Raw genomic sequence first — 18,715 nt, 5'->3', positions numbered from 1 at the left:
CGGAACACAGGGGCGCCCGTAACCGTCGCAGGTTTTGTATGCTCTCGGTTTTGCAGGACGGGCAACAAGGTGGACAGCGCATGACGGGACAAGCGAAGAAGCGGGTGGGCGGGCTCTGGCAATGGCTGGCCGGCGGGCTGCTGGCCTTGTCGGCGGGCGCCGCCTTTGCGCAGGTCCAGGGCTTGCCGCCCGACGTCATCAAGGCGTGGAAGGCCACCAAATTGCCCGACAGTTCGCTGTCGCTAGTGGTGCAGGAACTGGGCGGGCCGCGCATGGTGGCCCTGAACGCCAAGGAACCCCGCAACCCCGCGTCGGTGATGAAGCTGGTCACGACCTGGGCCGCGCTGTCCGAACTTGGCCCTAATTACGTCTGGCGCACTGAGTTCATGACCGCGCCGGGCGCCCGGCCCGACGCGCGTGGCGTGCTGGCCGGCCCCCTGTATCTGCGGGCGGGCGGTGACCCCCAATTTTTGATGCAAGACCTGTGGGCCCTGTTGCGCGAATTGCGCCTGCGCGGGGTCAAGCAGATCAATGACTTGATCATCGACCGCAGCATCTTCGGCCAGGTCGCCATCGACCCCGGCGCCTTCGACGGCGCGCCCGACCGTGCCTACAACGCCAGCCCCGATGCGCTGATGGTGGGCTTTGGCGCGCAGCGTCTGTTGTTCACGCCAGACCCGGCCGCGCACAAATGGGTGCCGCTGATCGACCCGCCCCTGCCGGGCTTGAAGCTTGAGGGCAGCGTGGAATGGAGCGACATCCGTTGCCCTGGCCCCCCGGTTGTGACGACGGAACCGCTGATCACCCAGCAGGGCGTCACGATCCGCTTGGGCGGCAAGGTGGCGGGTTCGTGCGGGGAATTCAGCCTGTATCGCCTGGCCTTGTCGCAGCCCGAATACGCCACCGAAATCTTCCGCCTGCTGTGGAAAGAACTGGGCGGCACCTTCAAGGGCCAGGTCAAGTCCGGCATGGTGCCGGCCGACGCGGTGGTGCTGGCTTCGCACGATTCGCCCACGCTGGCCGAAGTGATCCGCCAGATCAACAAGCGCAGCAACAACGTCATGGCGCGCACGCTGCTGCTGACCTTGGGCGCCGAGCGCGGCCGCCGGCCGGCCACCGTGACCAGCAGCGAGGCCGTGGCCAAGGGCGCGCTGGTCAAGCAGGGGCTGGACATGCCTGAACTGGTCATCGACAACGGCGCGGGCCTGTCGCGCGAGGCCCGGGTCTCGGCCGACAGCCTGGCGTCGATGCTGACCGTGGCGTGGAATTCGCCGGTCATGCCGGAATACATTTCATCGTTTGCTATCGCCGGGGTGGACGGCACGGTCCGCCGCCGCCTGAAGGGCGATGGCACGCTGGGCATGGCCCACCTGAAGACCGGATCGCTGCGCGACGTGCGCGCGATCGCCGGTTACGTGCTGGGCGCCAGCGGCAAGCGCTACGTGGTGGTCAGCATCGTGAACCACGAGCAGGCGGGTGCCGTCCGCGCGTTCGACGACGCCCTTATCGCCTGGCTAGCAGAACAATAGGGCTTTTCTTTCCAAACCGATTACGATCCTCAGCTATGGCTCGAAAATGGCCTGAGGCGACAACCCCTGTATTTCAATATTCTGGAGAATTACGCACATGCCCGTGCACGAAATCCGCCATCCGCTGATCCGCCATAAGCTCGGGATCATGCGTCGCGCCGACCTCAGCACCAAGAGCTTCCGGGAGTTGTCGCAGGAAGTGGGCGCGTTGCTCACGTACGAAGCGTCCAAGGACCTGCCGCTGGCGCCCGCCACCGTCCAGGGCTGGTGTGGCGAAGTCCAGGTTGAGAAAATCGCCGGCAAGAAAGTCACGGTAGTGCCCATCTTGCGCGCCGGCATCGGCATGCTGGATGGCGTGCTCAGCTTGATTCCCGGAGCCAAGGTCAGCGTGGTGGGCGTGGCCCGCAACGAAGAAACGCTGGAAGCCCATACGTACCTGGAACGCCTGGTCGGTGAACTGGACCAGCGCCTGGCGCTGATCGTCGACCCCATGCTGGCAACCGGCGGCTCGATGGTGGCCGCGATTGATCTGCTCAAGCGTGCCGGCTGCAAGGAAATCCGCGCGCTGGTGCTGGTGGCCGCGCCCGTCGGCATCGACACCGTGCTGGCCAAGCACCCCGACGTGCATATCTACACGGCGTCCATCGATGATGGCCTGAACGAGCACGGCTACATCATGCCGGGCCTGGGCGATGCGGGCGACCGCATTTTCGGCACGACGCAGAAGGCGGTTTAAGGCAAGCGGCTACGCGCCGGCATCACCCTCGATATGCTGGCCGAACCATTGCAAGCGCGGCGCCAGCCCGGCCACTTCGCCCACGATCAACAGGGCGGGGGAGCGGATGGCGTGCTTTGCCGCCAGGCGGGGCAGGGCTTCCAGCGTGCCCGACAGCACGCGCTGTTCCGGCCGGCTGCCGTTTTCGATCAGCGCGAACGGCGTGTCGGCCGCACGGCCATGTGCCAGCAGGCGGCGGGTCAACAGGTCTAGCTGACCCACGCCCATATAGAACGCCAGCGTCTGCTTTTCACGCGCCAGCGCCGGCCAATCCAGGTTGTCTTCGTCTTCACGGCAGTGCGCCGTGATCAGCCGCACCGACTGCGCATGCTCGCGGTGCGTCAGCGGAATGCCGGCATAGGCGGCACAGGCCAGCGCGGCCGTGATGCCTGGCACCACCTCGAAGCGCACCTTGTGCGCACGCAGATACTCCAGTTCTTCGCCGCCCCGGCCAAAGATAAAGGCGTCGCCACCTTTCAAGCGCACCACCCTGCGGCCGGCTTGTGCATGTTCCACCAACAGGGCATGGATGCGGGCCTGGGTAGCGTGGTGGTTTTCACCGGGCAGCTTGCCCACGGCAATGCGTTCGGCGTCGCGGCGCGCCAGCGACATCACGTCGTCGCTCACCAGGCGGTCGTACAGGATGACGTCGGCTTCGTTCAAGGCGCGCAGCGCCTTCAGGGTCAGCAGGCCGGGGTCGCCCGGCCCCGCGCCCACCAGCACAACGCTGCCGTCAGCCGGGGCCAGCGGCGCGTCCAGTGCCTGGGTCAGTGCGGCTTCGGCCTGCGCGGGTTGCTGCTGGCGCAGCAGGCCCGCCACCGGGCCGTCCAGCAGCCAGTCGTAGAAGCGGCGGCGCGCACCCAGGTCGGGATGGCTGGCGCGGATGCGCTTGCGGTAGGTCGCGGCCAGCGCGGCCAGTTGGCCCAGCGTATGGTCGAACAGGGATTCGATGCGCTCGCGCACGCGGCGCGCCAGCACGGGCGCCACGCCCGACGACGAGATCGCCACGATGACGGGCGAGCGGTCAACAATGGAAGGCACCTGGAACGACGACAGTTCCGGGTCGTCCACCACATTGGCAAATATGCGGCGCGCGCTGGCGGCGTCGGACACCTCGGCATTGGCGTCGCGGTCGTCCGTGGCGGCCACCACCAGCCACACCTCGTTCAGCCAGTCGGGGTTGAACCGGCCGGCCAGATGGCGGACGCGGCCCTGGGCCGCCAGCTCGGTCAATGCCGGGGTCAGTTCCGGCGCGCCCACGACCACATCGGCCATGGCTTCCAATAGCGCGAGCGTCTTGCGCTCGGCCACCGCGCCACCGCCCACCACCAGCACTCGCCGACCCTTCAGGTCAGCAAAAATCGGGAAAAGCTTCATCTTGTGCCCGCCTCGGGCGTACCCGGCAAAATATCAGCCGATGATAGGGACGGGCTTACATCCCCACAACTTTTGATTTCTTGAATCCTTATATCTAGAACTTATATCCAGAATTTATTTGGTCAGGCGCTGCCCAGCCATTGGCTCATCTCGACCACCTCGCGCGCCACCTCGCCCAGCCGCTTCTGGCTTTGCATGGCGCGATCACGCAACAGCCGGTGGGCTTCCTCTTCCGGAATCGAGCGCGTCTTCATCAGGATGCCCTTGGCCTTTTCCACCCACTGGCGCTCGGCCAGCCGCAGTTGCGCGTCGCGCAGTTCCTCGCGCCGCGACTTTTCCATGGCGAAGCGTTCAATCGCCACCGTCAACAGTGGTTCGATGCGGGTTGCCGGCACGTCGCCCACCACATAAGCCGCCACGCCCGCGCGCAACGCGGTGCGGATGGTGTCGCGGTTGCCGTCGTCGGTGAACATGACCACCGGCCGGTCGCTGTGCGCACTGGCCACACAGACGTTTTCCAAGGTGTCGCGCCCGGGGGCGTCGCTGTCGATCAGCACCACATCGGGGGCCGCCTGGGCAATGGCGGTGGCCAGGTCGGTGCCGGGGGCTACTTCCGAGACCACGTGTACGCCCGCCGCGGCAAGCGTTTGCCGCAGCGACGCCGCGCGTCCCTCGCCATCATTCAGCAGCATGACCTTCAGCATGTGTTTCCCCCGATGCCGTGGTGCATGCAAGTTCCATGCCATCCCGGATTGCGCGCGCGGCCGGATTTCCGCGCACACGGGTAGGGCGTGGACGGCACAGGGATGGTGCGCCGCCGCATCGCATTGCGCACCAACTTGGTTCCGTGGCAAATACAACGGTCATCGCGCGCCTACGCATGATTCATCGCAACGCCAATGCTGGCGCGGCATACCGCCCGGCCACGGCATTTTCTTGCGCGTCTGGCACAGCGTTTGCTTGAGTGATATCGGGCGGCCAACGGCGGTCGCCGACGCAACGCGCCGCACTACGCGGCAAGGGACAACGACGTTCCGCTGCGCCAATGGACTGGGTTCCATGGCGCGCGGGACGTTTTTTTTTGCCAGGAGCCATGCATGACGCCAGTAACACGTAGCCCCTCATCGGACCTTGCCCCCCATGCCGACGCGGGCGCGAATGCCAGCCGCCGCAAGTGGTTGAGCGGCACGGCGCGCGCGGTGGCGGGCGCCGGCCTGCTGTCCTTGGTCGACCCGCTGGTGCGCGCCGGCGCCTGGGCGGCCGGCACGGACGCGCCGGAAAAGACCGAGGTGAAGATCGGCTTTATTCCGCTGACCGATTGCGCATCGGTGGTGATGGCGTCGGTGCTGGGCATCGACAAGAAATATGGCGTGACCATCACGCCGTCCAAGGAAGCGTCGTGGGCCGCCGTGCGCGACAAGCTGCTGAACGGCGAGCTCGATATGGCGCACGTGCTGTATGGGCTGGTGTACGGCGTGCACCTGGGCATCGGCGGCCCCAAGAAGGACATGGCGGTCTTGATGAGCCTGAATCAGAACGGGCAGGCAATCTCGCTATCGAACAAGGTGCTGGAGAAGGGCGCGCGCGACGGCGAATCGCTGGCCAAGCTGATGGCGTCGGACAAGCGCGAATACACCTTCGCGCAGACCTTTCCGACTGGCACGCACGCCATGTGGCTGTATTACTGGCTGGCCGCCTATGGCATCAACCCGATGAAAGACGCCAAGGTCATCACCGTGCCGCCGCCCCAGATGGTGGCGAACATGCGCGTGGGCAATATGGACGGCTTCTGCGTGGGCGAGCCCTGGGGGGCGCGCACCATCATGGACAAGATCGGTTTCACCGCGGTGACCTCGCAAGGCATCTGGCAGGACCATCCCGAGAAGGTGCTGGGCACCAGCGCGGATTTCGTGTCGCGCAATCCGAACACGGCGCGGGCCGTTACCGCCGCCATCCTTGAAGCCGGCAAGTGGATCGACGCCTCGCCTGCCAACCGCCAGAAGACGGCTGAAACCATCGCCGCCAAATCCTATGTGAACACGGACGCCAGCGGCATCGTGGACCGCATGCTGGGGAAGTACCAGGACGGCTTGGGCAAGACCTGGACGGACGAGCACGCCATGCGCTTCTACGCCGACGGGTCGGCCAACTTTCCGTACCTGAGCGACGGCATGTGGTTCCTGACGCAGCACAAGCGGTGGGGCCTCTTGAAAGAGCACCCCGACTACCTCGCGGTGGCCAAGCAGATCAACCGCATCGATCTCTACAAGCAGGCGGCGCAAGCCGCGGGCGTGGCCTTGCCCACCAGCGAAACGCGCACCTCGACGTTGATCGACGGGGTGAAGTGGGACGGCAGCAACCCGGCGGCCTATGCCGACGGATTCAAGGTCAAGGTCTGACCGGAAAACCACAAGAGGGCTTGCTATGACTTCTACCGTAACGACTGTGGGTCGGGGCGAAGCGTTTGTCGCCGCTGGCCGCGAGAAACTGGAATCGGCGCTGAAAACCGTGGCGGGACCGGTGGCCGGCTTCGCGTTGTTTGTGCTGATGTGGCAGGTGATCGCGATGCAGATCCCGGAAATCCCCACGCCGGGGGTGACCTGGCATGCCGCCGTGACGCTGTTTTCAGATCCGTTCTATGACAACGGGCCCAACGACAAGGGAATCGGCTGGAACCTGGTGGCCTCGCTGGAGCGCGTGGCCATCGGCTTTGGCCTGGCGGCGGTGATCGGCATTCCTGCCGGCTTCGCCATCGGGCGCTACGCCGCCATCAACGCCATGTTTTCACCCATCGTCAGCCTGTTGCGGCCGGTGTCGCCGCTGGCGTGGTTGCCGTTGGGGCTGCTGCTGTTCAAGGCCGCGAACCCCGCCGCCATCTGGGCGATTTTCATCTGTTCGATCTGGCCGATGATCATCAACACCGCCGTGGGCGTATCGCGCGTGCCGCAGGACTACCTGAACGTGGCGCGGGTGCTGAACCTGTCCGAATGGAAGCTGACCACGAAAGTGCTGCTGCCCGCCGTGCTGCCCTATGTGTTGACCGGCGTGCGCCTGTCCATCGGCACCGCCTGGCTGGTGATCGTGGCAGCCGAAATGCTGACCGGGGGCACGGGTATCGGCTTCTGGCTGTGGGATGAATGGAACAACCTGAAGGTCGAGCACATCGTCATCGCCATTTTTGTGATCGGCATTGTGGGCTTGCTGTTGGAAACCCTGTTGGTGGCCCTGGCCCGCCGCTTCACCTACACCGAGGAATAGCGCCATGAAGAAATTCGTTCGCATCGAAAACGTGGGCCAGACCTTCCACACCCGCAAGGGCGACTTCGTGGCGCTGCGCGATATCGACCTGACGGTTGAGCAGGGGGAATTCATTACCTTGATCGGCCATTCCGGTTGCGGCAAATCGACCTTGTTGAATTTGATCGCGGGCCTGACCCGGCCTAGCCGTGGCGTGCTGCTGTGCGCCGAGCGCGAGATCACCGGGCCCGGCCCGGACCGCGCGGTGGTGTTCCAGAACCATTCTTTACTGCCTTGGCTTACGTGCTTCCAGAACGTTTACCTGGCGGTGGAGCGCGTGTTCGGCGCCAAGGAAAAGCGCCCGCAACTGGAGCAGCGCACGCGGGCGGCGCTTGAATTGGTGGGGCTGCTGCCGGCGCAAAACAAACTGCCGCGTGAAATTTCGGGCGGCATGAAGCAGCGCGTGGGCATCGCGCGCGCCTTGGCCATCGAGCCGGGCGTGCTGCTCATGGACGAACCCTTCGGCGCGCTGGATGCGTTGACGCGCGCGCATCTGCAAGACGAGCTGCTGAAGATCGTGGCCAAGACGCGCACCACCACCATCATGGTCACGCACGACGTGGACGAGGCCGTGCTGCTGTCCGACCGCATCGTCATGCTGACCAATGGCCCGGCCGCAACCATAGGCGACATCCTGTCCGTGCCTTTGCCGCGCCCGCGTGACCGCGTGCGGCTGGCCAACGACGCCACGTATCTGGCCTGCCGCGCGTCGGTGGTGGACTTTCTGCATCGTCGCCATGGCAACCCGGAACGGTCGCAAGCCGCCGCTGACATCAACGCCGAGCTGGACCGCGAAGCCGAGGCCTTGGAATCCCCCGACCACGCCGTCCGGGCCGCCGCCTGAACGGCGGCACAGGAGAGCACATGGGCGCGACGACACGCAACACGGGCGCCAAGCCCAAGCTGGTGGTGGTGGGCAACGGCATGGCCGGTATCCGCACGGTGGAAGAACTGCTGGCGCAGGCGCCCGAGCTCTACGACATCACGGTGATCGGCGCCGAGCCCTACACCAACTACAACCGCATCCTGCTGTCTCCGGTGCTGACCGGGGAACAGACCTTGCAGGACATCGTGCTGAACGATGAAGCCTGGTATGCGCGGCACGGCATCCGGCTGCTGTGCAACCGCAAGGTCACGCGGGTGGACCGGGCGCGCCGCCGCGTGCATTGCGACGATGGCACCGAAGCCGCGTATGACCGCCTGCTGCTGGCCACGGGGTCGAACCCGACCATCCTGCCGGTGCCGGGCCACGACCTGGACGGCGTGGTCGCCTTCCGGGATATCGACGACGTGAACCGGATGATCGAGGCGTCGTCGCGCTACCGCAACGCGGTGGTGATCGGCGGCGGCCTGTTGGGGCTGGAAGCGGCCAATGGCCTGGCCGCCCGAGGCATGAAGGTATCGGTCGTGCATTTGGGCGCGGCGTTGCTGGACCGCCAATTGGATCGTGAAGCGGCGGCCCTGTTGCGGCGCAGCCTGGAAGCGCGGGGCCTGACTTTTCTGCTGCAACGCCAGACGCGCGAGATTGTCGCGGGCGACGATGGGCGCGTGCGCGCGCTGCGGTTTACGGATGGCGCAGAGATACCGGCGGACCTGGTGGTGATGGCGGTGGGCGTGCGGCCGAACACGACGTTGGCGGAAAGCTGCGGCTTGCGGGTGGATCGCGGCATCGTGGTGACCGATACCTTGCAGACCTATGACCCGCGCATCTACGCGGTGGGTGAATGCGTCAGCCACCGTGGCACGGCGTATGGCCTGGTCGCGCCCTTGTTCGAGCAAGCGAAGGTGGCGGCCAATCATCTGGCCATGCATGGCATCGGCCGATACGAAGGCAGCATCACGTCCACGAAATTGAAGGTGACGGGCATCGACCTGTTTTCCGCCGGGGACTTCACGGGCGGCGCGCAGACCGAAACGATTGTGCTGGCCGACGCGTTGGACGGCGTCTACAAGAAGCTGGTGATCCGCGATGACACGCTGGTGGGCGCATGCCTGTATGGCGACACGGCCGACAGCAGTTGGTATCTGCGGCTGATCCGAGACGGGCAGGGCATCGGCGCGCTGCGCGACCAACTGATGGCGGGCGAATAATCCATGGACATGCCGTTGCGTAGGATTGCGCCGTCGGCAAATGAGGACGGCGCGGGTAGGGGCGAGCGCGAGCTGCGTTCGGTCTGCTGCTATTGCGGCACGGGATGCGGCGTGCGCGTGCAGGTGCGCGACGGCGCGGTGCTGCGGGTGCGTGGCGATGAAGATCATCCCGCCAACCACGGCAAGCTGTGCAGCAAGGGCCTGGCCCTGGCCGACACGGTGCGGCGAGACGGCGCGCGCGTGCTGTCGGCGCAATGGCGCGAGTCACGCGGCGCGGCGCACCAGAATATTGCCCTGGATCAGGCGCTGGACATCGCGGCGCAAAAACTCGCCGACACAATTCTTGCGCACGGGCCGGACTCGGTAGGGTTTTACTTGTCGGGCCAGTTGCTGACCGAAGACTACGCCGTCTTCAACAAGCTGGCGCGCGCGCTGGTCGGCACCAACAATATCGACACCAATTCCAGGCTGTGCATGTCCAGCGCGGTGTCGGGCTACAAGCGCACGCTGGGCGCGGATGCGCCGCCCGCCTGTTACGACGACCTGGACCTGGCCGACACCGTGCTGATCGCCGGTTCCAACATGGCGTACGCCCACCCCGTGCTGTTTCGCCGCCTGGAAGCGGCCCGCGCGCGCCGGCCCGGCATGAAGGTGATTGTGGTGGACCCCCGCCGCACGGATACCGCCGCGTTCGCCGACTTGCACCTGCCCATCGCGCCGGGCACGGACGTGGCGCTCTTTCATGCCATGTTGCACGTCATGGCGCGCGAAGGGCGGATCGACCAGGCCTACATCGACCGCCACACCGACGGCTTTGACGCGTTGATGAATACCGTGGATGCGTATTCTCCGGCCGTGGCGCAGGAAATTTGCCGCGTGCCGGCCGCCGACATCATCCAGGCCGCGCGCTGGTTCGGAAGCGGCGGCGCGGCGCTGTCGCTCTACACGATGGGCCTGAACCAATCCACTCAGGGCACCGACAAGAACGCCGCGCTGATCCATCTGCATCTGGCCACCGGGCAGATCGGCAAGCCGGGCGCGGGGCCGTTCTCGCTGACCGGCCAGCCCAACGCCATGGGCGGGCGCGAAGCGGGCGGCATGGCGACCTTGCTGCCGGGCCATCGCGACCCGGCCGTCGCCCAAGACCGCGCCGAGGTCGCGGCGTTGTGGGGCGTGGACCGCCTGCCCGACACGCCGGGCGCCACCGCGCTGGAGCTTTTTGATGCCGTGCTGGAGGGGCGGGTGAAAGTGCTGTGGATTGCAGCGACGAACCCCGCGCAGTCGCTGCCTGATCAGGCCCGCGTGCGCGCGGCCCTGGAGCAAGCCGAGTTCGTGATCGTGCAAGAGGCCTACTCCGGCACCGAGACGCTGGCCTACGCCGACCTGGTACTGCCCGCCGCCACCTGGCCCGAGAAATCGGGCACGGTCACCAATTCCGAACGCCGCATCAGCCGCGTGCATGCCGCCGTGGCGCCGCCCGGTGATGCCCAGCCGGATTGGCGGCTGGCGCAAGCGGTGGCGCTGCGCCTGGCGGCCCGCATCGCGCCGGACAAGGCAGCCAGGTTTGCGTACCGCGACGAAAGCGAGGTGTTCGCGGAACACGTCCGCATGACGGCGGGGCGCGACCTGGATTACAGCGCGCTGGATTACGGCATTCTGGATCGGGATGGACCGCAGCAGTGGCCCTACCGGGCGGGGCAGGGCACGGCGCGGCTGTACGCGGATGGCGGGTTTCCCACTGCCAACGGCCGCGCGCGATTTTGCGATGTGCGCTATCAGCCACCCGCCGATGCGTTGACGCCCGACTTCCCCATGTCGCTGACGACCGGCCGCTTGCGCGACCACTGGCACACGATGGCGCGTACGTCGTTAGCGCGCGTGTTGACACAGCATGTTGAAGAGCCGTGGCTGTCCCTGCATCCGGAAACCTTGCAGCGGCTGGGTCTGGCGCCGGGCGCCCTGGCGCGGCTGCGTTCGCGGCGGGGCAGTGTGGTGCTACCCGTGCAGGCGGACGAGGGGCTGCAACGCGGGCATGCCTTCCTGCCCATGCATTGGGGCAGCGCCTACATGGCCGGCCTGGGCGTGAACGCGCTGGCCAGTCCGGCCACGGATCCCTTTTCGCGGCAGCCCGAATTGAAGTTCAGCGCCGTTGCCGTTGAACCCGCCGCGCTGCCGTGGCAGGCGGCTGGCTGGCTGCAAGGCGACTCGGTGGCCTTGCGCGCGCGCCTGGCGCCCTGGCTGCGCCGCTTTGATTACGCGGTGGTGTTGCCGTCCAGCGCGGGCGGCGTGCGGATTCGCGTGGCTGCGGCCCAGGCGCCGGACAACGGCGTGCTAGCTGAACTGGCGCAATCGTTGGCGCTTAGTCAGGCCGACGTGGTGTTCGATGACCTGGCGCAAGGCAAGCTGCGCCGGGTGGCGGTGGCGCAGGGCGCTGTGCGCGCCTTCCTGCTGGCGGGGGACCTGCGGGCGCAAGACGCCTTGCTGTCCTGGGCCGCCGGCGGCCAGGCTCCCGCCAGCGTGTCCGCCTTGCTGGCAGGACGCATCAGCGGGCCGGCGCGTTCGCGCACGGTGTGCGCATGCATCGGCGTGAGCGAGGCCGCGATCCTTGCGGGCATCGCGCGCGGATGCGATCTGGATGGGCTGAAATCCACCTTGGGGTGCGGCACCGGCTGCGGCTCTTGCGTACCGGAAGTGCGCGCGTTGATCGCCCGCGCCCCGACACGAGTGGACATATGTCAGGCACGGCAACCGGTGTAGTATCAAGCCAGCCGCCGCCAGCCGTGGGCGGCCTGTCCTGAATACTGGAGTGGCTAGTGACGATGCAAAAAATCGCATCCTTGATGTTGTGCGTGGGCGCGTTGGGCGCGGCCGCGTCGGTGCAGGCGGGCGTGTGCGACGCCCAGTTCATGCATGACGGCGGTGCGGTGCAGTTGACCGGCTCGGGCAACCTGGCCCTGGGCGCGGACCTGAGCTTCACCGAAGTTACAAAAAGCAATGGCGACAACTGCCGGGCGCGCGTGCAAGGCGTGGCCACCTTCGGCTACGCCGGCCTGCCACCGGGCAAGTCCAAGCTTGATTACCTGATGACGGTGAAGGGCGGCCAAGCCACCTTCGTGCGCTATGCCACCGCCGGCGAAGCGCCGAAGCCGTCCGAAGGCCAGTTCGACCTGCGCATGCTGGGCCTGTTCGCTTACGACGGCAATCTGAACGCCGGCCAGAAGCTGCCGGGTTCGTCGTTTCGTTTGAAGATCGGCAAGGAAGCGCCGGTGGGTGGCCAGCCCAGCACCACGGTTCGCATCGGCGAAAAAAGCGTGGGCCAAAAGACATCGTTGAGCACGGCCTTGGGCAACCAGTCGTGCCACCCCGTCAAGTACACGCGCAACTCGGACCCCACCATGGCCACGTTCCAAGGCCTGACCATTCCCATCCCCGGCATGAACACGACAGTCACCGATTGGTATTGCCCGGCGGTGAATCTGGTGATGAAGCAAGACATCGATCAAGGCGGCGTTAAATCGGCCGTTGAAATTACGCAGATCAAGTAGCACACGGTATCAAGCACGCCTTGCCGCGGGCAAGGCGGCTGGTATGATGTTTTCGTCATAGACACACAACAGGAGCTCAATAAAATGGCCACGAGAAAATCCGAAGAAGTCGCAAAAGAAAAACTCATCGACAGTGTCAAGACCAGCCTTAACGACGCCGAAAACCTGCTGCGCGAAGCAGCCGGCACCACCGGCGACAAGGCCAACGAACTGCGTGAACGCGCCATGACCTCGCTCAAGCGCACGCGCGAAGCCCTCTACGAAGCACAAGACGCCGTGTTGGAGCGTGGCCGCAAAGCCGCACGTGCCACCGACGACTACGTGCACGACAATCCCTGGCAAGCCATCGGTATCGCAGGCGTGACCGGCCTGCTGCTCGGCTTGCTGATCAGCCGCCGCTAAGGGCTTGAGCGTCAAAGGCGGGCACTGCCCGCCTTTGACGTTCCAGACGCCATGGGTCTACGAAAATCTGTTTTCGGCGTTGCGTCCAGCCTGGTCGGGCTGTTGCGAACGCGCTTGGAGCTTCTGGCACTGGAAGCCGCCGATGAAAAGGCGCGCCTGCTCAAACTGCTGGGCATGGCATTTGCGGCGTTGCTCTTCTTGACGCTTGCGGTGCTGGTGTTCACGGTGACGGTGGCGGTGCTGTTCTGGCCCACCGAAGACCGCTACATGGCCTTGGGCCTGTTGGCGGCGTTCTACGGCATTGTCGGCATTGCGTTGCTGCTGGTTGTGCGCCATGGGCTGGTTTATGGCGCGCCGCCTTTCGCGGCCACCCTGGATGAGCTGAGCCGCGATGCGGAACTGCTCGAACGGGTGCGTGATGCGCAAGACGACGATCCCCCGGCGCGTCGGCGCGAGGAGGACTGAACATGTCGAAAAGGTCTCCCGTCGTGGATCGCGCCGTGCGTATCGAGCTGCTGCGCGCCCGCGCCGCGATCGAACGCGAATCCTTGGTGCATGACATCGTGACGACCGGCCACAAGCTGGAGCCCGCCTCGATCATCCGGGGGCTCTTGCCCCGGCTGGCCTCGGGCGGAGCATCGCGCTGGGCCATGCAGGCCATTACCTTGGCACGGCGCTATCCGCTGGTCAGTTCGTCCGTGTCGACGCTGCTGATGCGGGGCGGCAAACGTTCCAAGCTGCTGAAGATTGCGGGTGGTGCGCTTGTCGGCTGGCAGTTGTTCAAGCTATGGCGCAGTTCCCGCGAGGACGATCAGTAGGGTTCTGCGTTGCACCAAGCAAAAACCCCGCGTTGGGTACAACGGCGGGGTTTTTTTACGGGTGTGGATATGGTCGGCAGCGGCTACAAGCCCAACTGGCCCCAGATATCGTCCACGCGCTTTTTGACGTCGGCGTCCATCGTGATGGGCGTGCCCCATTCGCGCTGGGTTTCGCCAGGCCATTTGTTGGTGGCGTCTAGCCCCATCTTGCCGCCCAGCCCGGACACGGGCGAGGCGAAGTCCAGGTAGTCGATAGGCGTGTTTTCCACCAGCAGCGTGTCGCGCACGGGGTCCATGCGGGTCGTCATGGCCCACACCACTTCTTTCCAGTCGCGCGGGTTGATGTCTTCGTCCACCACCACGATGAACTTGGTGTACATGAACTGGCGCAGAATGCTCCACAGCCCGAACATGACGCGCTTGGCGTGGCCCGCGTATTGCTTGCGGATCGACACCACGGCCAGCCGGTAGCTGCAGCCTTCCGGGGGAAGATAGAAGTCGACGATCTCCGGCAATTGGCGGCGCAAGAGCGGCACGAAGACTTCGTTCAGCGCAACGCCCAGCACGGCGGGCTCGTCGGGCGGTTTGCCGGTGTAGGTCGAGTGATAGATGGGGTTGCGCCGCATCGTGATCCGTTCGACCGTGAAGACGGGAAACCAGTCCTGCTCGTTGTAGTAACCGGTGTGGTCGCCGTAGGGGCCTTCCAGCGCCATTTCATAGTCGCTGTTGGGCGGCGGGTTGACGCCTTCGGGCACCACGGGCTTGACGGCGCGCGGGTCGGAGGACGGCAGCAAATGCCCTTCCAGCACGATCTCGGCCCAGGCCGGCACCGACAGGTTGCTGCCGAGTGCCTGCGCGACTTCGGTACGCGAACCGCGCAGCAGGCCGGCAAACTGGTATTCGGACAGGCTGTCGGGCACGGGGGTGACGGCGCCCAACGTGGTGGCCGGGTCGGCGCCCAGCGCCACGGCAATGGGGAAGGGCGTGCCAGGGTTGGCCAGGGCGTGGTCGCGAAAATCCAGCGCGCCGCCGCGATGCGACAGCCAGCGCATGATCAGTTTGTTCGGCCCCAGCAGCTGCTGGCGGTAGATGCCCAGGTTTTGTCGCTTGGCATTCGGGCCGCGAGTGATCACCAGGCCCCAGGTCAGCAAGGGCGCCACGTCGCCGGGCCAGCAGGTCTGGATCGGCAGGCGGGTCAGGTCCACATCCTTGCCTTCCCAGACCACTTCCTGGCAAGCCGGGCTCTTCACGTTCTTGGGGCTCATGTCCCACAGCGCGGCCTTCAGCATCGACACCTTGGCCAGCGCATCGCGCAGCCCCTTGGGTGCTTCGGGTTCGCGCAGCGACGCCAGCAGTTCGCCGATATCGCGCAGGGCGCTGACGCTGTCGGCGCCCATGCCGCGTGCCACGCGGGACGGGGTGCCGAACAGGTTGGTCAGCACCGGCATCTGCGCCGGTTGGCCGTCGTGCAGGGCCTTTTCAAACAGCAGGGCGGGGCCTTCGGCGCGCAGCACGCGGTCGGAAATTTCGGTCATTTCCAGGCGCGTGGACACGGGCGCGGCAATGCGTTTGAGATCGCCCATGCGTTCGAGTTGGGCGAGGAAGTCTCTAAGGTCGCGGTATTTCACTACAGATCCCAGCGATTTGGTTACATTTGAGGTCGAAAGAGAGGTTAACATTGACTCCCTCTTTTTCCACGCAGGAGGTTTTCATGCCCGATGCGTCAGTGGCCAGCCTGTTCAGGAATATGGCCCAAGGAGTGCACCAGTATCTTGCCGAATGCTTGCGAATTTGCTCAGTCTATCTGGGCATCGCAGTGATTGTGACGGTAAGCATGGGATTTGCCCTGCCCGGTTTGCGCGACCAGGCATTGCAAGTGCACAAAGCCTTGTTGACCGCCCTAGCGCCTTCATCCATGCAATCCGGCACCGATTCCGATGCCGGCTCCGAATTGGGTTCCGACACTGCGTCGGCAATTGCCATGGCCGTACCAACCGCTCCCGCCAGCAATGCCACCGGCATGCTGGGGCCGGCCCGCGTCGCACCGCCGGCGCCGAAAAAGCCTGCCTTGTCGGCAACGGGCCCCCAGGCGGAGGCCTTGCGCAACTATATATCGCGCAAATACAAGGTGGCCTATGACGCCACCGGTCCGCTGTTGAACACCGTGTACAAGGTCAGCCGCGAAAAGCAGCTTGACCCGCTGCTGGTGCTGGCCGTCATCGCCATCGAGTCCCGCTACAACCCCTTGGCTGAAAGCCACGTGGGCGCGCAGGGCCTGATGCAGGTCATGACCAGCGTGCACCAGGAGAAGTTCGACGCCGTGGGCAAGAACCCGCTGGACCCCGCCGCCAACATCGGCGTGGGCGCCACGATCTTGCGCGATTGCATCAGCCGTCGCGGGTCGGTCGACGCCGGTTTGGCCTGCTACGTGGGCGCCACCGGACCGAACGACAACGGCTACGGCGCCAAAGTGCAGGCGGAACGCCGACGCCTGGCCCTGGCCTCGGGCATTGCGCTGGCGCGCGACTGACGCCGCCGGCCGCTCGAAATACCAAGCGCGCTTCTTTCCGAAGCGCGCTTTTTTTTGTTCAGCGTTGCAGCAGTTTGCCGATGCGGGCCACGGCTTCTTCCAGCCGGTCCAGCCCGGTGGCGTAGGAAAAACGCATGGTGTGGCTGCCATGGGTGGGTCCGAAGTCCAGGCCCGGCACGGCGGCAACGCCCGCTTCCAGCAGCAGGCGTTGCGAGAACGCGGCGCTGTCCATGCCCAGGTTGCTGATGTCGGCGTAGATATAGAACGCGCCGTCCGGCTTGACCGGTACATGGATGCCCAGGCGGTCGAATTCCGGCAAGAGGTAGTCGCGGCGCTGCTTGAACGCTTCGCGGCGATGCTCAAAGGTTTTCATCGCCTGCTCGGTGAAGCAGGCCAGCGCGGCGTGCTGGGCCAGGGTGGGCGCGCAGATCGCGAGGCTGGCGGCGATCTTTTCAACGGGCGCCACCATGTCTTCGGGCACGATCATCCAGCCCAGCCGCCAGCCCGTCATATGGAAGTACTTCGAAAAGCTGTTGATGACGATGATGTCATCGTCCAGGGTCAACGCCGATTTCGGCTGGCCTTCATAAGACAGACCCAGGTAGATTTCGTCGACGATGGCAAAACCGTCGCGCGCGCGAACCTGCGCCAACAGTTCCGCCAGTTCGGCAGGGGCGATGGAGGTGCCGGTGGGGTTGCTGGGGGAGGCCACCAGCACGCCCTGGGTGGCGGGCGTCCAGTGCTGGGCCACGTCCGCCGCCGAAAGCTGGAACCGTTTTTCGGCCGAACTCGGAATCAAGCGCGGCACGCCGCCTGCTGCCAGCACGAAGTTGCTGTTGGCGGGGTAGGACGGGTCAGGCATCAGCACTTCGCCGCCGTGGTTGACCAGCGCCGCGCAGGCCAGCGTGAGCGCGCCCGATGCGCCCGCCGTGACAATCACGCGCGCCGGATTGATCTTGGCGCCGAACTTGTCGTGGTAGAACTGCGCAATGGCCTCGCGCAGCGGCATCAGGCCGGCGGGCGGGCCGTAGCCGCTCAGGCCGGCGCGCGCGGCGCGCTCCAGCGCTTCCACCACCTGGGGCGGCGCGGTAAAGTCCGGTTCGCCGATGCCCAGGCTGATAATGTCCTTGCCCGCCGCCTGTAGCGCTTGCGCCTGCTTGAAAAGTTCCACTACCTGGAAGGTCAGAAAGTCATGAGTGCGAGCAGCAAGGCGGGGCATTGGATTCTCGAAAAGCGTCTTTGAAGCAAAAAGGAATTGTAGTCATGCAGCCATCCCGGCGCGCTTTCCTGCTAGGTAGGCGTCCCGCGCAAACGCCGTGGGCCGCATTTATGCAGCGCTTGAAGCTGCTGTGCCAGGGGCAAGTCAATGATTTGGGCGAGAACGGTCCGGGCGGTGCGCAGGCCATCCTGACGCCCACGCGCGATGCCGACGTGGCGCATGCGCGCACGCTGTGCGCCGAGTACCGCGTGGTGATGGCGCTGGAGGGGGCGACGGGGCCTTATGCGCCATCAGCTAGCCCGCGTTTGCGGATTGATCCGTCGCGCCTGGCCGGCCTGGCCCGCTTGGGTGGTGACCCGGCCAGTGACCCGGCGGGCAACCCCGCCCGTTGGCGCGCACAGCCCGGCGTGCCCATGGCGGCGCTGGTCCAGGCCGGCTTGCGGCAGTTCGTGGGTTTTCCGGATGCCATGACCCTGGCCGAATGGCTGGCCGCGCCGGCGCCCTGGCCCGCCGGCCGCTGTGCCGCCTCGGGCGTGCTGACGGTGGATGTCATGTTGGCCGACGGCGTCGAGGAAACCCTGGGACCTTTTGGCGAGGCCGATGTCCAGCCGCTGCGCTCAGCCACCGTGCAAAGCCTGGTGCCCTCGCTGTTCCAGTTGGCTTCGGGCGGCGACGCCTTTGCCACGCGGGACGGCGATCACTGGCTGGGGCGTTACCGGTTGGACGCGCTTAAACCCGTGGCGCCGGCCACCGTCAATCTGGCCCATCTGCTGTTGGGCCACGGCGGGACCCTGGCGTGGGTGCAAAGCGTGACGTTGACCGATGCGCCGGCAGCCATGGAGCCGGGTTTCGTGCCGGTTGTGGGCTCGGGCCGGGATTCGGGTCTGGATGCGGGCCGGGAGCCTGAAGCGCCTTCCTTTCCCCCATCCGAACCACAAACGCCCGGGCTCGCCACGTTCCGGCTCGACGCGCGGGTCAAGACGCTGTTCGACCCGCATGGTCGTTTTCCCTTATTCCTGCCTAACGAAACCTGACAGCTATTCAGCTTAATGTAAGATTCGGCCGCTTGTCCTGCGCAAAGGGGAGAGGCCGCGCAGAGATACCGCGACGGCCGTCATGGGAATAGAATTCC

The 18,715-nt window shown here is 65.7% G+C and carries 16 protein-coding genes and 1 pseudogene; 13 read left to right on the top strand and 4 right to left on the bottom strand.

The window, feature by feature from the left end; translation table 11 throughout:
- The first annotated feature begins 80 nt into the window (after positions 1-80).
- Positions 81-1,529 carry a D-alanyl-D-alanine carboxypeptidase/D-alanyl-D-alanine-endopeptidase gene (gene dacB, locus M2361_RS13055; RefSeq protein ID WP_259249557.1) on the top strand — a complete coding sequence of 483 codons (1,449 nt, stop codon included), beginning with the start codon at positions 81-83 and terminating at the stop codon, positions 1,527-1,529.
- 97 nt (positions 1,530-1,626) lie between these two features.
- Complete coding sequence (gene upp / locus M2361_RS13050; protein WP_100854818.1) at positions 1,627-2,265, top strand: uracil phosphoribosyltransferase; 639 nt, start codon at positions 1,627-1,629, stop codon at positions 2,263-2,265.
- A gap of 9 nt (positions 2,266-2,274) precedes the next feature.
- Here upp and cysG read toward each other — a convergent pair whose 3' ends face one another.
- Positions 2,275-3,681: a siroheme synthase CysG gene (gene cysG, locus M2361_RS13045; RefSeq protein WP_259249552.1), complete on the bottom strand. Its 1,407-nt coding sequence runs from the start codon at positions 3,679-3,681 to the stop codon at positions 2,275-2,277.
- Between the two features lie 122 nt (positions 3,682-3,803).
- Positions 3,804-4,385 carry an ANTAR domain-containing response regulator gene (locus tag M2361_RS13040; RefSeq protein ID WP_100854820.1) on the bottom strand — a complete coding sequence of 194 codons (582 nt, stop codon included), beginning with the start codon at positions 4,383-4,385 and terminating at the stop codon, positions 3,804-3,806.
- Between the two features lie 393 nt (positions 4,386-4,778).
- Here M2361_RS13040 and M2361_RS13035 point away from each other — a divergent pair, with 393 nt between their 5' ends.
- The 9 genes and pseudogenes from M2361_RS13035 (at position 4,779) to M2361_RS12995 (ending at position 13,834) form a co-directional block, all read left to right on the top strand.
- Positions 4,779-6,080, top strand: a complete 1,302-nt coding sequence (locus M2361_RS13035; protein ID WP_259249550.1) for a CmpA/NrtA family ABC transporter substrate-binding protein — start codon at positions 4,779-4,781, stop codon at positions 6,078-6,080.
- Positions 6,081-6,105: 25 nt separating this feature from the next.
- Positions 6,106-6,939, top strand: coding sequence for a nitrate ABC transporter permease (gene ntrB / locus M2361_RS13030; RefSeq protein ID WP_259249547.1), 834 nt, complete (start codon positions 6,106-6,108; stop codon positions 6,937-6,939).
- A 4-nt stretch (positions 6,940-6,943) separates the two neighbouring features.
- Positions 6,944-7,822 carry an ABC transporter ATP-binding protein gene (locus M2361_RS13025; protein ID WP_259249545.1) on the top strand — a complete coding sequence of 293 codons (879 nt, stop codon included), beginning with the start codon at positions 6,944-6,946 and terminating at the stop codon, positions 7,820-7,822.
- Between the two features lie 20 nt (positions 7,823-7,842).
- Positions 7,843-9,066, top strand: a pseudogene (locus M2361_RS13020) (NAD(P)/FAD-dependent oxidoreductase); the annotation flags it as partial.
- Between the two features lie 6 nt (positions 9,067-9,072).
- The gene (locus tag M2361_RS13015) at positions 9,073-11,826 is read left to right on the top strand and encodes a molybdopterin-dependent oxidoreductase (protein WP_404976361.1); all 2,754 of its coding nucleotides are present in this window, start codon (positions 9,073-9,075) and stop codon (positions 11,824-11,826) included.
- A 62-nt stretch (positions 11,827-11,888) separates the two neighbouring features.
- Positions 11,889-12,614, top strand: a complete 726-nt coding sequence (locus tag M2361_RS13010; RefSeq protein ID WP_172616197.1) for a hypothetical protein — start codon at positions 11,889-11,891, stop codon at positions 12,612-12,614.
- A gap of 84 nt (positions 12,615-12,698) precedes the next feature.
- On the top strand, positions 12,699-13,016 hold the full coding sequence (locus tag M2361_RS13005; protein WP_259249542.1) for a YqjD family protein: 318 nt from the start codon (positions 12,699-12,701) through the stop codon (positions 13,014-13,016).
- A gap of 51 nt (positions 13,017-13,067) precedes the next feature.
- Positions 13,068-13,481, top strand: a complete 414-nt coding sequence (locus tag M2361_RS13000) for a phage holin family protein (protein WP_259249541.1) — start codon at positions 13,068-13,070, stop codon at positions 13,479-13,481.
- Between the two features lie 2 nt (positions 13,482-13,483).
- Positions 13,484-13,834: a hypothetical protein gene (locus tag M2361_RS12995; RefSeq protein ID WP_100854828.1), complete on the top strand. Its 351-nt coding sequence runs from the start codon at positions 13,484-13,486 to the stop codon at positions 13,832-13,834.
- Between the two features lie 83 nt (positions 13,835-13,917).
- Here M2361_RS12995 and ubiD read toward each other — a convergent pair whose 3' ends face one another.
- Positions 13,918-15,462 (bottom strand): 4-hydroxy-3-polyprenylbenzoate decarboxylase, encoded by a 1,545-nt coding sequence (ubiD, locus tag M2361_RS12990; protein WP_259249537.1) that lies wholly within the window; start codon positions 15,460-15,462, stop codon positions 13,918-13,920.
- Between the two features lie 83 nt (positions 15,463-15,545).
- Between ubiD and M2361_RS12985 the strand changes: the two genes are divergently transcribed.
- Positions 15,546-16,364, top strand: coding sequence for a lytic transglycosylase domain-containing protein (locus M2361_RS12985; RefSeq protein WP_259249535.1), 819 nt, complete (start codon positions 15,546-15,548; stop codon positions 16,362-16,364).
- Between the two features lie 58 nt (positions 16,365-16,422).
- Here the strand turns inward: M2361_RS12985 and M2361_RS12980 are convergent, their stop codons facing one another.
- A complete protein-coding gene (locus M2361_RS12980) occupies positions 16,423-17,583 on the bottom strand; it encodes a pyridoxal phosphate-dependent aminotransferase (protein ID WP_259249534.1) in 1,161 nt (386 codons plus the stop codon).
- A gap of 44 nt (positions 17,584-17,627) precedes the next feature.
- Here M2361_RS12980 and M2361_RS12975 point away from each other — a divergent pair, with 44 nt between their 5' ends.
- Entirely contained in the window at positions 17,628-18,617 is a 990-nt protein-coding gene (locus M2361_RS12975; protein ID WP_259249532.1) for an FAD-binding protein, read from the top strand.
- Positions 18,618-18,715: the final 98 nt, after the last annotated feature.

Source organism: Achromobacter sp. JUb104, from assembly GCF_024806975.1.
Classification (GTDB): Bacteria; Pseudomonadota; Gammaproteobacteria; order Burkholderiales; family Burkholderiaceae_B; genus Achromobacter; species Achromobacter spanius.
Note: the sequence above shows the minus strand (reverse complement) of the source record. Positions and strands in the feature narration are given on the sequence as shown.